Annotated in this window: 15 protein-coding genes; 7 read left to right on the forward strand and 8 right to left on the reverse strand. The window is 55.7% G+C overall.

The window, feature by feature from the left end:
• Nucleotides 1-43 precede the first annotated feature (43 nt).
• Complete coding sequence (locus tag ACXAGA_RS11480) at nt 44-259, forward strand: hypothetical protein (protein ID WP_475117613.1); 216 nt, start codon at nt 44-46, stop codon at nt 257-259.
• On the opposite strand, the gene ACXAGA_RS11485 is transcribed toward ACXAGA_RS11480, so the two are convergent.
• From ACXAGA_RS11485 to ACXAGA_RS11495, 3 genes are all read right to left on the reverse strand, one after another.
• Entirely contained in the window at nt 256-1,590 is a 1,335-nt protein-coding gene (locus ACXAGA_RS11485) for an enoyl-CoA hydratase/isomerase family protein (RefSeq protein ID WP_475117614.1), read from the reverse strand. The two genes, ACXAGA_RS11480 and ACXAGA_RS11485, sit on opposite strands and share 4 nt — an antisense overlap.
• A 126-nt stretch (nt 1,591-1,716) precedes the next feature.
• The gene (locus ACXAGA_RS11490; protein WP_475117615.1) at nt 1,717-1,929 is read right to left on the reverse strand and encodes a hypothetical protein; all 213 of its coding nucleotides are present in this window, start codon (nt 1,927-1,929) and stop codon (nt 1,717-1,719) included.
• A gap of 89 nt (nt 1,930-2,018) precedes the next feature.
• Nucleotides 2,019-2,336, reverse strand: coding sequence for an ArsR/SmtB family transcription factor (locus ACXAGA_RS11495; protein ID WP_475117616.1), 318 nt, complete (start codon nt 2,334-2,336; stop codon nt 2,019-2,021).
• A 212-nt stretch (nt 2,337-2,548) separates the two neighbouring features.
• Here ACXAGA_RS11495 and ACXAGA_RS11500 point away from each other — a divergent pair, with 212 nt between their 5' ends.
• The 3 genes from ACXAGA_RS11500 to ACXAGA_RS11510 are packed head-to-tail and all read left to right on the forward strand — an operon-like array spanning nt 2,549 to nt 3,858.
• A complete protein-coding gene (locus ACXAGA_RS11500; protein WP_475117617.1) occupies nt 2,549-2,992 on the forward strand; it encodes a YeeE/YedE family protein in 444 nt (147 codons plus the stop codon).
• Complete coding sequence (locus ACXAGA_RS11505) at nt 2,992-3,423, forward strand: DUF6691 family protein (RefSeq protein WP_475117618.1); 432 nt, start codon at nt 2,992-2,994, stop codon at nt 3,421-3,423. The genes ACXAGA_RS11500 and ACXAGA_RS11505 overlap by 1 nt, the downstream gene beginning before the upstream one ends.
• Before the next feature lie 9 nt (nt 3,424-3,432).
• Complete coding sequence (locus ACXAGA_RS11510) at nt 3,433-3,858, forward strand: protein tyrosine phosphatase family protein (RefSeq protein ID WP_475117619.1); 426 nt, start codon at nt 3,433-3,435, stop codon at nt 3,856-3,858.
• Here the strand turns inward: ACXAGA_RS11510 and ACXAGA_RS11515 are convergent.
• From ACXAGA_RS11515 to ACXAGA_RS11535, 5 genes are all read right to left on the reverse strand, one after another.
• Nucleotides 3,823-4,764, reverse strand: a complete 942-nt coding sequence (locus ACXAGA_RS11515) for a FliM/FliN family flagellar motor switch protein (protein WP_475117620.1) — start codon at nt 4,762-4,764, stop codon at nt 3,823-3,825. The two genes, ACXAGA_RS11510 and ACXAGA_RS11515, sit on opposite strands and share 36 nt — an antisense overlap.
• A 49-nt stretch (nt 4,765-4,813) precedes the next feature.
• Nucleotides 4,814-7,483: an ATP-binding protein gene (locus ACXAGA_RS11520; protein ID WP_475117621.1), complete on the reverse strand. Its 2,670-nt coding sequence runs from the start codon at nt 7,481-7,483 to the stop codon at nt 4,814-4,816.
• Complete coding sequence (locus ACXAGA_RS11525; RefSeq protein ID WP_475117622.1) at nt 7,483-7,743, reverse strand: hypothetical protein; 261 nt, start codon at nt 7,741-7,743, stop codon at nt 7,483-7,485. Before ACXAGA_RS11525 ends, ACXAGA_RS11520 begins: the two co-directional genes overlap by 1 nt.
• A 9-nt stretch (nt 7,744-7,752) precedes the next feature.
• Entirely contained in the window at nt 7,753-8,121 is a 369-nt protein-coding gene (locus tag ACXAGA_RS11530; RefSeq protein WP_475117623.1) for a response regulator transcription factor, read from the reverse strand.
• A gap of 101 nt (nt 8,122-8,222) precedes the next feature.
• Nucleotides 8,223-9,509, reverse strand: coding sequence for a short-chain fatty acyl-CoA regulator family protein (locus ACXAGA_RS11535; RefSeq protein ID WP_475117624.1), 1,287 nt, complete (start codon nt 9,507-9,509; stop codon nt 8,223-8,225).
• 223 nt (nt 9,510-9,732) lie between these two features.
• Here ACXAGA_RS11535 and ACXAGA_RS11540 point away from each other — a divergent pair, with 223 nt between their 5' ends.
• The 3 genes from ACXAGA_RS11540 (at nt 9,733) to ACXAGA_RS11550 (ending at nt 13,431) form a co-directional block, all read left to right on the forward strand.
• Nucleotides 9,733-11,094 carry a substrate-binding protein gene (locus ACXAGA_RS11540; RefSeq protein WP_475117625.1) on the forward strand — a complete coding sequence of 454 codons (1,362 nt, stop codon included), beginning with the start codon at nt 9,733-9,735 and terminating at the stop codon, nt 11,092-11,094.
• 106 nt (nt 11,095-11,200) lie between these two features.
• Nucleotides 11,201-12,232, forward strand: a complete 1,032-nt coding sequence (locus ACXAGA_RS11545; RefSeq protein ID WP_475117626.1) for a branched-chain amino acid ABC transporter permease — start codon at nt 11,201-11,203, stop codon at nt 12,230-12,232.
• A 2-nt stretch (nt 12,233-12,234) separates the two neighbouring features.
• The gene (locus ACXAGA_RS11550; protein ID WP_475117627.1) at nt 12,235-13,431 is read left to right on the forward strand and encodes a branched-chain amino acid ABC transporter permease; all 1,197 of its coding nucleotides are present in this window, start codon (nt 12,235-12,237) and stop codon (nt 13,429-13,431) included.
• Nucleotides 13,432-13,437 lie beyond the last annotated feature (6 nt).

Below are 13,437 nucleotides of genomic sequence, written 5' to 3' on the forward strand. Positions count from 1 at the left end.
CCGCCCCCACGTTAGGCGGACACCCGCAGCAAAGGAGAAACACATGGACCTTTTGATCTGGATCGGCGCCGCCATCAGCGTCATTGGCATCTGCGGATTGCTATTTACCGTCGTGATGGTGCGCAAAGCCCGCAAGGCCGCAACAGACGACGAAGACTTGCGCGCGCGTCTGGGCAAAATCATTCCGATCAATTTGGGCGCGTTGTTGTTTTCGATCTTGGGCCTGATGGCCGTTATTCTGGGCATCAGCCTAGGTTAACTGGCGCGTTTTAGAACCAGACCATCAAAACCAGAGGCGTATTTTACCGCCTCTTCCATCATTGGCGGCACAGCCCAAACCGGGCTGAGTTGTTGCCAGTCCCGCATTTGATTGCGCAGGTGCAACAAACCGCGTTTTTGTGCGACCTGTATCGGACCGCCCAGCCAGCGACTGAACCCCAATCCGAACACGGCCACCGCGTCCAATTCGGCGGCGCGGTTGACCAAACCGTCCTGAATAATGCGGCCGCCTTCGGCCACCAAAGCGCCCAGAACCTGATCTGATACTGCGCCATTGCCTGGGCCGCTTTCGCCATCGGCGGGCGATGTTAACCCGAACGTGGCCATCGCATTCTGGATGGCAATTTCGGATATTCCGGCCTGCTGCATCGCGGTTTGTGCCGTTTCCAGCGCGCGTTTCAACCGTTCGACTACGTTTTGTCCGGTCGGGCCTAACACCCGTTTGCGGGTTTCAGCATCACGTGCGATCAGGTTTTCGGGCAACCGCCGTTCAACTGCAAACAAACGCCGTAGCGCCGCAGATTGCGGATCTGCGATCACGTCCTCGGCGCGGCCCTGTTCAAACGACAGCCCAATGTCGAACGGCATCATGGCCGCCGCCTCTAGCGCGTCCAAAATCGCCTTTGGTGCGATCAAAGGGCTAGAGCCTGCAACAGCGCGGCGGGTTTTGATGGCCGCGAAATAGCTGCGTCCATCGGGTTTCACAGGTAAATCACAGGTGCGGCGCGCGGGTTTGCCCGCCTCTGCGATAGCTTGGGCAAACCTGATGGTGCCGGCCTGAACATTTCCGTTGATCACGCCATCGATCAACGCCGCCTTTTTGGCCGCTTCTGCGCCAATGGGTTTACCTTGGATCAGCATGTCCATTGCGACACCCAACCCCGCCAAACGCGGCAACCGTTGCGTTGCGCCGCCCGTGGGGATCATGCCCAACGTGACCTCTGGCATCGCGAAATGGGCGTCGGGCGATGCGATGCGGAAATGACAGGCCATCGCCAATTCGAAACCGCCGCTAAGCACAGACCCATGCAGCCCAGCCACAACGGGTACAGCGCAGTTTTCGATCTGTTCGCAAATGTCATAAAGGGTCGGCGATTGGGTAACGTCCGACAGGTCACGCAAATCCGATCCGGCCGAAAACGTCACGCCTTCGCCCGTAAGAGATACCGCGCGCACGTCATCGCGATTGGCGATGCGATTGAACACATCCGCCAAGGCGTCGCGTAGTGGATGGGTCAACGCGTTCACGGGCCCTGATGCCAACGCTACAATCGCGATACCATCCGAAATACGGAATTTTACCAATTTCACCGAACGATCCCGCCTGCCCTGCTACACAATTTGGTTAATTGTGCCAAAGCGGCGGATCATAGCAAGACCACAACGGCAATTTCCGCTGAAAATACGACCGTTTGGTGCAAAATCGGGCGTGTTGGGTTACACAGGCAGATTATCAAACTGCGCTTCGACCGCTTCGTCCAACATTGAATTGTTCAATTCAACCAGACGATGCGGGATAGGCAGTCCGCTTTCGCGCATCTTGGTCAAAACAGCATCTAACGCAGGTTGATGCTGATGGCGACCAGCCGCACAGTTTTGGATAGTAGAAAGGACTTCGTTCAGACGTGCTTCGAATGGGTTCTTCAGCATAATGACTCCTCCTTTAAGGAAATTGAAATTCCCCCACGTCAACTACTGTAAAACCCGTTCGATGACAAAGCCATGACCTATGTCATGCCTCAAAGCGATTTGGGACAAAATACTTCGTATAGTCGTTCTAGAATCGGCGCGATGCGTTCATCTGCGATGCGATAATGAATCGTTCGACCATCACGGTCGCATGTCACCAAACCTTCGGAACGCATCCGTGCCAATTGGCCCGATACATAGGATTGGGACGCGCCCAACATTTCCTCTAGGTCACTCACACAACGTTCGCCCGGCAAAAGAGCACATAAAATGCGCAAACGAGCGGGGTTCGAAAGAACCTTGAGAACTTCTGCCGCTTCGTCGGCGGCTTGGTTCATTTCTTCAGCAGTAAAAGCTAGGTCAGTCATCGCACCCTCATAACTCATACCCATCATATATAATAGACTTGAAATATTTCAATATCCAAATATATACCTATTCGAACGCGTGATTCACCGTGGCAAACGCCATGTCCGAATGCGCGGGTCCAGCCGTGTTAGAGCGTTTTGGGCTGAAATTCAAATAACCAAACTGGGCAGAGCTGCAATTTCTGCCCAGATACAAGCGAACGGAAAAGAAAATGCAGATTGATTGGCTTTTCGGATTAGCCGGTGGTGTGATCATCGGCCTTGCCGGCGCTGTTTACCTGTTGGTGAACGGTCGGATTATGGGGGCATCGGGAATCATAGGCGGGCTGATTGACGGCAGCGCAGGGTCCCAATCCAAAGAACGTATCTGGTTCCTCGTCGGGTTGTTCGGCGTGCCGACTGTTCTGGCATTTTTGCTGGGCGACATCCGCGGCGAAGGCGCAGCGCAAACCTATGCAACATCCAACCTAGCGGCTGTCATCGTTGCTGGTCTGTTGGTCGGCATCGGCACACGTATGGCAAACGGCTGTACATCTGGTCACGGCGTCTGCGGCATTTCCCGCCTAAGCCTGCGCGGCATTGCTGCAACCGTTTTCTACATCATGGCGGGCGGCTTTGGTGTGGTCATCTTTAAACATCTGCTGGGATGGGTCTAATGCGTAACCTTTTTGCTCTTATCTCTGGTGGTCTGTTCGGCACAGGCCTGTTCATTTCCGGCATGACTGACACCCGTAAGGTGCAGGGTTGGCTGGACGTCTTTGGCGACTGGGATCCAACGCTTGCTTTTGTTATGGGCGGCGCCATCATCCCGATGTTTATCGCGTGGCGTTTGACCAATAACCGCACCCCTGCGCTGGGCGGCATGTTCCCACCGAAACCCGATCCCGTCATCGGTCGCAACCTGATCATTGGGTCGACCCTGTTCGGTTTGGGTTGGGGACTGGTTGGCCTATGCCCAGGTCCGGCCATCGCATCGCTATCCTTTGGTGGCCTACAAGGCGCAACCTTTGTTCTCGCGATGGGCGTCGGCATGTACATTTCACCAATGGTGAAAGCCCGTCTAGACGCGGCCGCTGCAGCGGTTTAAAGATTCGTCATGGATATTCGACCGATTACTGACAGCTACGCTGTATCGCCGCAGATCGCCCCCGAGGACATGGCCGCAATCAAAGCGGCCGGTTACGTGGCGATTATCAACAACCGCCCAGACGCAGAGATCCCGCCAGAATGGCAGGCCGATGCGATGGAAGCCGCAGCGAAAGAGGCTGGATTGGCGTTCACCGTCAATCCTGTCACCCACGCGGGGCTGAATATGGGTATGGTTGAAACCCAAATCGCGGCGTTGAAATCGGCAGGCGGTCCTGTGTTGGCTTATTGCGCGTCGGGCACTCGTTCGTCGATCGTCTGGTCGCTGGGCATGGCCAAAGACATGTCGGTCGAAGATATCATGACCGCCACCAGCAATGCAGGCTATGATCTGTCGGGCCTAGTCCCCCAGATCACCGCGATTGCCGGCAGCTAAAATCGGCGTCTGGTCCGATTGAGAAATAGAAATTCCGCCGTCGGTCATTTCCGGCGGCGTTTTTGCATCCAGTCGCACAGCTCTTTGGCCGGACATCTGACCCAATCGCGCGATGCCCACGCAGGACCGATCTGGCCCCAGCAATTCGACATGATTGATGGCCGCACCGTTCAATCTGATCAATTGTCCGACATCGAACTGTTCCACGTCGCTAATCGGCAATTTGAAACGATGCAGCACGGCATCCAAACGCGTTGGCGCGTCTAATACGGCCGTCGATAACGTCACCTTTGCGGGTGGTTTTTCTGTGGTGGCGGGTTTTGGTTTTGCAACAGGCGGCATTGCAAACATCGCGCGCCCTATCCGATCATGCCCCAGATCGAACGTCGCGGTGATAACGTCGTAGACCCCATCCGCCAGCAACATAGGCAAAGACCGCGCCGCACGAATGATGGCCCCTGTTTTTGCACCCTTGGCCGATTGCACCACGCTGACATCGCCGGACACCGTTTCAAACTGCGCCAAAACGTCGGTGACAAAGGGTGCGACCAACGCCAAATCCACAGGCGTTGCGCCCCGCATCGGCGCAACACGGGGCTGCACCGCACCGCAGGTTTGCAATTCAACCAATGCATTGCGCAATTCGGCGCATAGCATGACCGCGCCCGCCGTTTTTCCGCCGCGATCCAATGCAGCGATCAGGCAGGTTTCATCCACCAAACAATGCAGATCATCCAACGCCACTTTGGTCAGGGCAATTCCCACCGCCTGTTCGGTCAAAGGGCCAAAGGCATCAGCCGCCCGTTCGACAGCAACCCGTAATAGCCTGTCAGGCCCGGGTGCAGGCTCTGGCGGGGTCGGGTTGCGTAGCATTTGCGATAAAATGGATGGATCGGAATCGTGCATCACCATGACCTTTCATCATGGGAATACCCATCTGACCTTTAGCAAATGGTTAATCCGACCGCACTGGCAGAACAATTCTGAACGCCGCGCCGCCCTGCCCCGGTAGATAGGAAATCTCTCCGCCCAGGCGCTGCATCACCTCGCGGCAAATCGCCAGCCCCAGCCCCGCACCGCCCGCCGTCACGGAATCAGCCAGGCGCGAGAATTTTTCAAAAATAACCTGTTGGTTTTCTTCGGAAATACCGGCGCCGTTATCGACAAAATCCACGACCCAGCGCCCTGACACCTGATGCGGAACGATCCGCAGTTCAGGGCGTTTCGCGTCACAATATTTGGCCGCATTCACGATCAGATTTATGAACACCTGACTTAACCGATCCAAATCCGTTTCCAGCATAATCGGAATATCTGCGCGCAGATGACGAATGCGCATGGCGTTCGTCGCGATATTGCTGGCCGCAATGGCCCGTTCGATCAGATCGCCCAAATCGCCACGACTGATGTTCAGCGTGACTTGACCGTTTTCCAGAACACTTAGGTCCAGCAGATCATCCAACAGTCGGGTTAGGCGTTTGGCCTCTTCGTGGATGATGCCCGAATATTTGCCGATCTGGTCGTCGGACATGCCGCCTTCGCCCAAAATTTCGGAAAACGCACGGATCGAAGTCATCGGAGTGCGCAATTCGTGACTGATCTGCGATAGGAACGCGTCCTTTTGGATCGACAGTTTCGTCAGTTTTTCGTTGGCCAACCGCAGTTGCCGCGCGGTGCGTTCCTGTTCGGCCGATTTTGCCTCTAGTCGGTTGGAATATTCCATGATCTGCGCAGCCTCGTCCGCAACGGCGATCAGATCTTCGACCGAAACGGATGCGCCTTGGATGAATTGACCGACCATCGCATGCGCCGTTGCGGCCCCGACCGACCCCGCAAGTTCGCGTTCCAACCGCTGGACGAAATCGGGGGTAACCTCGGGCAGATAGCCCGCTTTGCCTTGCAATTGGGCTTCGGTTTGGAACAGGGCCTGCGCGTCGCTGGGGCCCAAAATGCGCTGAGCCATGACCAATAGGTCTTCGGCTTCGGCCGACGATGTTGTCCACGCCCGCGCCCCATCGGAATGGTCATAGATATTCACGAACTGCGCCCCCTGCAGACGTTCCAAAGGCAACGGGAACGTCATGACCGACGCGAAAAAGAACGCGGATGTGTTCAACAGCATCGACCACATCACCGCGTGCACCTGAGTGTCCAAACCTTCGATTCCGAACAGCGCCTGTGGTCGCAACAGGCCGATACCGAATGGACCATTTTCAATGACCGATTGCGAAATAATAGCATCGCCAAAGGATGGCAAAAACAGGGTCCACGCCCAGACGATGAACCCGACCGACACCCCCGCCGCAGCGCCCCAGCGCGTTGCGCCGCGCCAGAAGATGCCACCGATCAACGCAGGCAGCACCTGCACTGCGCCCGTAAACGAAATCAAACCGATAGAGGCCAAAGCCGCCCCGCCGCCCGATAGGCGGTAATAGATGTATCCCAGCAGCAAAACGCCCGCGATCGACAAACGGCGGGCCCCGATAACCAGCTGCCGCACGTCCCCTGACACGACAGCGCCCGCGCCCTTGGACGACAGCCAAATTGGCGTGACGATATGGTTCGAAATCATGGTCGCCAGCGCGATGGTCGCCACGATCACCATCGATGTTGCCGATGAAAACCCGCCCAAAAAGCTAAGGATCGCAAGGCCGGTCCGACCTTCGGCCAGTGGGATGGTCAGAACGAACAAATCGGGGTTTGACCCTGCCGGCAAAACATTCAGTCCGACAACCGCGATGGGGACCACGAACAGGCTCATGACCATCAGGTACAATGGAAATGCCCAGCTGGCCGTGATCAGGTTTGTTTCATCGGCGTTTTCCACAACCAACACCTGAAACATCCGCGGCAAAGTCAAAAATGCAGCCCCAGATAGAAACGTCAGACCCAGCCAGCGATCCGCGCGCTGTTCCCATGCCGCCAAAGGCGACGCATCAATCAACTGCAAGGTTTCCCCGACACCGCCCGCGATCCCCCAAATGACGAACACCCCAACCGCCACAAGTGCAAAGAGTTTGACCACAGCTTCGACCGCGATGGCCAAAACGATACCATGATGGCGTTCATTGGCATCCAGATTGCGGGTGCCGAATACGATGGTGAACAAGGCCAGGCCAGACGCCACCCATAGGGCCGAGCGGGTCAAATCCTCGGTCATCCAAACGGCACCAGAGGCATTTGCAAAGACCGCAAAGGACAAGGTCACAGATTGCAATTGCAGCGCCAAATACGGGGTCGCTGTCACAACCATGACCAATGTCACCAAAACGCCCAATGCGGTGGATTTACCGAACCGCGATGAAATCAGATCAGCGATGGACGTAATACGCTGGCTGCGCCCGATGCGGACCAATTTGCGCAGCACCCACCACCAGCCGATCATGACCACGGTTGGGCCCAGATAGATCGTCAGATATTCTAGCCCAGATCGCGCTGCGTATCCCACAGCGCCATAAAACGTCCAAGCGGTGCAGTAGATGGACAATGACAGCGTGTAGATCAGCGGTGACCGCAGCCATTTGACGTGACCCCGATCAGCGCTGCGTTCAGCAGCAAAAGCAACGGCAAACAGGAAAACAACATAGGATAACGCGACGCCAACAACGACGTTGAACGATAGCATTACCGCATATCCTCGGACTTTTTAGCGCCGATCAGATACAGCAAAACACCTGTAAGAACGATCAATAACATCCAGACAGCAAAGATAAAAATCACTGCGCTACTGGTCCCGTAGGTTCCGACCTCTCCGCGCGGCCACAACAGAGGGATGTTAAACAGAAACAGCGCAAATATCGGCAACACGCGTGCCACATCGCGCATGCGCCGCCTGCGGTATCCAGACCGTTCAAGAAACGTTAATTTTCCCGAAGGCAGCGCCATAGGTCGCCCCTAGGCCTGAACCAGTGACCGAACAGATTCCAACACTTCGGCATTGGAAAAAGGTTTGGTCATAAATTGCGACACACCCAGTCGTTCCGCCATTTCGCGATCACGGGTTTGCCCGCGCGCCGTCAGCATTAACACAGGCAATTGCGCGGTTTCGGGCGCTTCGCGTAGGTCGCGCAAAATGTCAAAACCGCTTTTGCCCGGCAACATGACATCCAAAATCACCAGATCGGGCGGTGTTGATTTGATTTTGTCGTTGGCCGTTGTGCCATCGGAATGAGTGTGCACAGTCCATCCGTCTCTGGACAGAATGAAACTGATTGCTTCGATGATATTGGGTTCGTCCTCGATCACCAATACGCGTTTGGCCATGCGTCAGTCCCTCCCAAGACGTCAGCTATTGTTTTTATTGCGACGACTATTGCGGGAATGAGCGACGCTGTCAAAAAAATCCGCTATTAAAGTCGTCTACGTCACACAGCGTCATCGTTCAAAATCGACGGCTCGCGGCGCGACCGACAACCAGAGCGCGAACATATGCGACACGACGTGCCAACCGGATCCGCAGGGCCACCCGATGCTGTAATCGGACGCACCAGCATGACGGCCTGCATCGTTGGGGCCGTATCGAAACTAAAGGCACCTGCCGGGGTTGCGATCGCATAACAGCGGAACCGCCCGCCGCCTTCGATGGGCAATTGCACGTCGCGGCGGATCGGCTGCATCGGCTGGCTCAGCGCGGAAAACAGTGGCCATAGCGGGCAGGACGCCGCCGACCGTGGCAAACTAAACCCCGGAATGGAACGTTGCAGCGTTATCGCGCCCGCCGCATCGCACATCGCTAACCCGAATGCGGGATGCCCCAGAGTTTCGGGCAACGTCGCCAGACGCCGCATCGCCGCCGCAAGCGACACATCAAACCGTGCCGCCAACAATGCAGGATCATGCCCCAATTCGGTGGCTGCCTGTGAAAACGCGACCAAAGGCATGTCGCGCACGTCTTGGGAATAGGTCGCACGGTATTCGGCCAGAATGCTAGATGCTGCTTTGGACCGCAATGTGGGCGCGTGGTGGGCGGCACCGCCTTCTTCTAGGTACGGCAAATGGAACCCTTGGGCGTCCAGATAGGCTTCGACTTCTTCGTGGGGCGACAGCGCTGCCGCGCCTTCATCGCTAGGGGTATCCAGATAAGACACCAGCGCACGCGACGATTCAGCCAGCTTGAGGCTGTCTTCGTATATATTACGGTGGAACCTTTCTTCCCAATCGCGGTCGATGTCGTTGTCGGTCACAAGGATCGACGCAGTGGACCGGATCGCGGTCACAGCGGTGATGACTTCGTGCAAGGAGGTTGCCAATTGCGGGTCATGCGCCAAACGGTCGGTCAGAACTTTTACACGGGCCTCTAGATCATTGATGCGTTTGGCCTGACGTGTGACCAGTGCAGACCACCCCTGAAAACGGCCTGCAAAATCTTCGGTTCGGGACAATTCCGCCCCTGCCCCACGATCCTGCGCGGCGGCGCTGCGCAACTGATCCAGCAGCGCGACTTCGGCGCCTTCGGTCAGGGCCGCTAGGTCGACTTGCAACACGCGGGCAAGGTCATTCAACAACTTTCCGCCGATTCTGCGCCGGTTGTGTTCTATCAAATTTAGATAGGACGCCGAAATCCCAACGGCCTGCGCAAGATCGGTTTGCCGCATTTCCAAATCAATGCGCCGTTCGCGAATCCGGCTCCCAGTTAACTGACGCTGTGGCATCCAATTCCTTTAACGTTTTCAGTGTCTTTCCGCAGGTGCGAGAAAATGATTTTACAATGCATACCATGGTATTGTGACAAAATTTACAAAAAAGTCATTATATCCAAACGGTTTGTTGCGAGATTTTCCAAAACTCATCGATACTAAACCAGCGTGTAAAGCGCATTCGCCGTTGGGAAGAGGAGCCCAGCTGCGTTTTTTCAAAATCAGGGAGGATATATATATGTCCAAGAACTTCACACGTCGCGGTGTGCTGAAAACCGGTGCCGTTGCTGGCGCTGGTCTGACGCTACCAACCTATCTGCGTGCTGCAGGCCACGAAGGTTTCACCAACGCGCCAACCGGCAGCACAGTGACTTTGGGTTTCAACGTACCGCAGACTGGTCCATACGCTGATGAAGGCGCAGACGAACTGCGCGCCTATGAACTGGCTGTTGAACACCTGAACGGCGAAGGCGACGGCGGTATGCTGCAGACCTTCTCGTCCAAGGCGCTGGACGGCACCGGTATTCTGGGCAAAAAAGTCGAATACGTAACCGGCGACACCCAAACCAAATCTGACGCAGCCCGCGCATCGGCAAAGTCGATGATCGAAAAAGACGGCGCAGTCATGATCACTGGCGGTTCGTCCTCGGGTGTGGCTGTGGCTGTTCAGGCATTGTGCCAAGAAGCAGGCATTATGTTCATGGCGGGTCTGACCCACTCGAACGACACCACGGGTAAAGACCGCCGTGCAAACGGTTTCCGTCACTTCTTTAACTCGTATATGTCGGGTGCTGCGCTGGCTCCGATCCTTGTGGATCAGTACGGCGCCGACCGTAAGGCATATCACCTGACCGCTGACTACAACTGGGGTTACACCACAGAAGAAGCCGTCCGTTCCTCGACCGAGGCATTGGGCTGGGAAACTGTCGCGACCGTTAAAACACCGCTGACCCAGACCGATTTCTCGAGCTACATCGCTCCGGTTATTTCGTCGGGTGCTGACGTTCTGGTTCTGAACCACTACGGCGGTAACATGGTGAACTCGCTGACCAGCGCTGTTCAGTTCGGTCTGCGCGCACAAGAAGTCGCCGGCAAGAAATTCGAAATCGTTGTTCCACTGTATTCCGAGCTGATGGCACGCGGTGCAGGCGAAAACATCGCTGGCATCTTGGGTTCGCAGAACTGGGATTGGAAAATCGAAAACCAGCTGGGTTCGCGTTACGCAGGCACCAACGCTTTCGTTAAATCGTTTGGCGAAAAATACGGCTTCCCACCAAGCCAGGCTGCACACACCTGCTATGTTCAGACCCTGCTGTATGCAGATGCTGTTCAGCGTGCGGGTTCGTTCGCACCATGCGCCGTTGTCGAAGCTCTGGAAGGTTTCGAATTCGACGGCATGGGCAACGGCCCAACCCTGTACCGCGCCGAAGACCACCAGTGTTTCAAAGACGTTCTGGTTGTGCGTGGTAAAGAGAACCCAGAGAACGAATACGATCTTGTGGAAATCGTCGAAGTTACGCCAGTGGATCAGGTCACCTATGCACCAGATCACCCGCAGTTTGCGGGCGGCGCATTGGGCACCTGTAACAACGGCGCCTAATCGACCTATCGAAAGGCAGGCAGCTCACCCGCTGCCTGCCAATCAACAAATCCCCTACGGCACAAACTGGGCTGCATGATGCAATCCGACCCTCAGAGGTGGGACAATGGACGCTATTATTCTTCAAATTCTAAACGGGCTTGATAAAGGCTCGGCCTATGCGCTGATCGCGCTGGGGCTTACACTCATCTTCGGCACATTGGGCGTTGTGAACTTTGCACATGGTGCGTTGTTCATGATCGGCGCGTTCTGCGCGGTCACGCTTAGCCGTATCCTGTCTGCCAGCCACGAAGTGCTGGTCGAAGGCAAAACCGACTTTTTGGGCAATCCACTTACGGCGGATGTGCCTTATGTCTATGATTGGTTCGGCGAAACTGCCGGCGCTGCGATCATTGACTGGTCCGTTCCGCTGTCGATCCTGTTTGCGATCCCTGTGATGGTCATTGTCGGCGTCATCATGGAACGCGGTCTGATCAAACATTTCTACAAACGCCCACACGCTGACCAGATCCTAGTGACCTTTGGTCTGGCGATCGTGTTGCAAGAGGTCATCAAATACTATTTCGGCGCAAACCCGATCCCAACAGCCGCCCCCGAGGCGTTCAAAGGATCGTTTGATTTTGGCGCCATGATTGGCATGGACCCGAACACGATCATCTACCCCTACTGGCGTTTGGTCTATTTCTGCTTTGCTGCGATCGTCATTGCTTGTGTGTTTGCGTTCCTGCAATTCACCACATTCGGCATGGTCGTGCGCGCTGGCATGGCGGACCGTGAAACCGTTGGCCTGCTGGGCATCGATATCGACAAACGTTTCACCATCATGTTCGGCATCGCAGCTGCGGTCGCAGGTCTGGCTGGTGTGATGTACGTGCCGATCAACCCGCCGAACTATCACATGGGCATGGATTTCCTTGTTCTGTCGTTCGTTGTGGTTGTTGTCGGCGGCATGGGCAGTCTGGGCGGCGCCGTTCTGGCAGGGTTCCTGCTGGGCATTCTGGAAAGCTTTGCCTCGATGCGTGAAATCATCGACCTCATCCCAGGTATCAACCAGGTCATCATCTATCTGGTCGCCATCATCGTTCTGCTTACGCGTCCACGTGGCCTGATGGGTCGCAAAGGCGTGATGGAGGAATAATTATGCTGGGTCTAAACAAACAAGACACCACCGTTCTTTTGGTTGTAATCGCGCTGACCGTTTTTGCGCCTTTTCTTCTGAACCCGTTCCCCGTTAATTCCGCCATGGCACAGTTCAACGCGGGCTATCCTGACCTGATGCAACGCTTTGTTATCTTTGGCATCTTTGCCATCGGGTTTAACATCCTGTTCGGCCTGACGGGTTACCTGTCGTTCGGTCACGCGGCATTCTTGGGTATCGGGTCCTATTCCGCGGTCTGGATGTTCAAACTGCTCAGCATGAACGTATTCCCCGCGATCATTCTGGCGGTGATCATGTCGGGCCTGTTCGCTGTGGTGATCGGCTATATATCGCTGCGCCGTTCGGGTATCTACTTTTCGATCCTGACGCTTGCGTTCGCGATGATGATGTTCGCACTGGCCTATTCGGTTTTGACACCTATCACAGGCGGCGAAACGGGCCTGCAGCTGGCGCTGGATGACCCACGCATCTTGGGTATCTCGGCCACACCCGAAGGTAACATCCCTACCCCGTCGCTGTTCGGCATCGAAATGCGCGCATCCACCACCATGGCTGTCGGCGCGTGGGAATTTACCTTTAACTTTGGGTACTATTTCTGCGCCGTGATTATGGTTGCCGCGTTCTATTTGTCGGTCCGCATTTTCCGGTCGCCTTTTGGCCTGACCCTGCGCGCGATCAAATCGAACCAGCAGCGTCTGAACTACACCGGTGTGAACCCGAAACCTTACACCCTGGCGGCCTTTGTTATCTCTGGCATGTATGCGGGTTTGGCGGGCGCGCTGATGGCATCGATGGACCCTCTGGCCGGTGCGGAACGCATGTTCTGGACCCAATCAGGCGAAGTCGTTCTGATGACCATTCTGGGCGGTGTCGGCACCCTGTTCGGCCCTGTTCTGGGCGCGGGCATGATCAAATACATGGAAAACATCATTTCCAAGATCAACGGCGATATCCTGCACAGCTGGTTCGCGTTCCTGCCTGATGGTCTAGAGAACCTGATCGTTGCGATCATCTACCCGTTCATCGGCAAAGGCTGGCACCTGACTTTGGGTCTGATCTTTATGCTTGTTGTTATCTTCTTGCCTGGTGGCCTGGTCGAAGGCGGTCAACGCATTCGCTCTTGGGCGAAAAACCGCGGCAAATCCAAAGAAGAAACTTCGCAGACGCCTGCGGAATAAGGAGAC

It is taken from the genome of Marivivens sp. ABH4_498 (genome assembly GCF_056160585.1).

Bases quoted from the DNA above. Each gene is read 5' to 3' on its own strand.
- ACXAGA_RS11480 (WP_475117613.1), top strand. From the start codon at position 44: ATGGACCTTTTGATCTGGATCGGCGCCGCCATCAGCGTCATTGGCATC.
- ACXAGA_RS11490 (WP_475117615.1), bottom strand. From the start codon at position 1,929: ATGCTGAAGAACCCATTCGAAGCACGTCTGAACGAAGTCCTTTCTACT.
- ACXAGA_RS11495 (WP_475117616.1), bottom strand. From the start codon at position 2,336: ATGACTGACCTAGCTTTTACTGCTGAAGAAATGAACCAAGCCGCCGAC.
- ACXAGA_RS11500 (WP_475117617.1), top strand. From the start codon at position 2,549: ATGCAGATTGATTGGCTTTTCGGATTAGCCGGTGGTGTGATCATCGGC.
- ACXAGA_RS11505 (WP_475117618.1), top strand. From the start codon at position 2,992: ATGCGTAACCTTTTTGCTCTTATCTCTGGTGGTCTGTTCGGCACAGGC.
- ACXAGA_RS11510 (WP_475117619.1), top strand. From the start codon at position 3,433: ATGGATATTCGACCGATTACTGACAGCTACGCTGTATCGCCGCAGATC.
- ACXAGA_RS11515 (WP_475117620.1), bottom strand. From the start codon at position 4,764: ATGCACGATTCCGATCCATCCATTTTATCGCAAATGCTACGCAACCCG.
- ACXAGA_RS11520 (WP_475117621.1), bottom strand. From the start codon at position 7,483: ATGCTATCGTTCAACGTCGTTGTTGGCGTCGCGTTATCCTATGTTGTT.
- ACXAGA_RS11525 (WP_475117622.1), bottom strand. From the start codon at position 7,743: ATGGCGCTGCCTTCGGGAAAATTAACGTTTCTTGAACGGTCTGGATAC.
- ACXAGA_RS11530 (WP_475117623.1), bottom strand. From the start codon at position 8,121: ATGGCCAAACGCGTATTGGTGATCGAGGACGAACCCAATATCATCGAA.
- ACXAGA_RS11535 (WP_475117624.1), bottom strand. From the start codon at position 9,509: ATGCCACAGCGTCAGTTAACTGGGAGCCGGATTCGCGAACGGCGCATT.
- ACXAGA_RS11540 (WP_475117625.1), top strand. From the start codon at position 9,733: ATGTCCAAGAACTTCACACGTCGCGGTGTGCTGAAAACCGGTGCCGTT.
- ACXAGA_RS11545 (WP_475117626.1), top strand. From the start codon at position 11,201: ATGGACGCTATTATTCTTCAAATTCTAAACGGGCTTGATAAAGGCTCG.
- ACXAGA_RS11550 (WP_475117627.1), top strand. From the start codon at position 12,235: ATGCTGGGTCTAAACAAACAAGACACCACCGTTCTTTTGGTTGTAATC.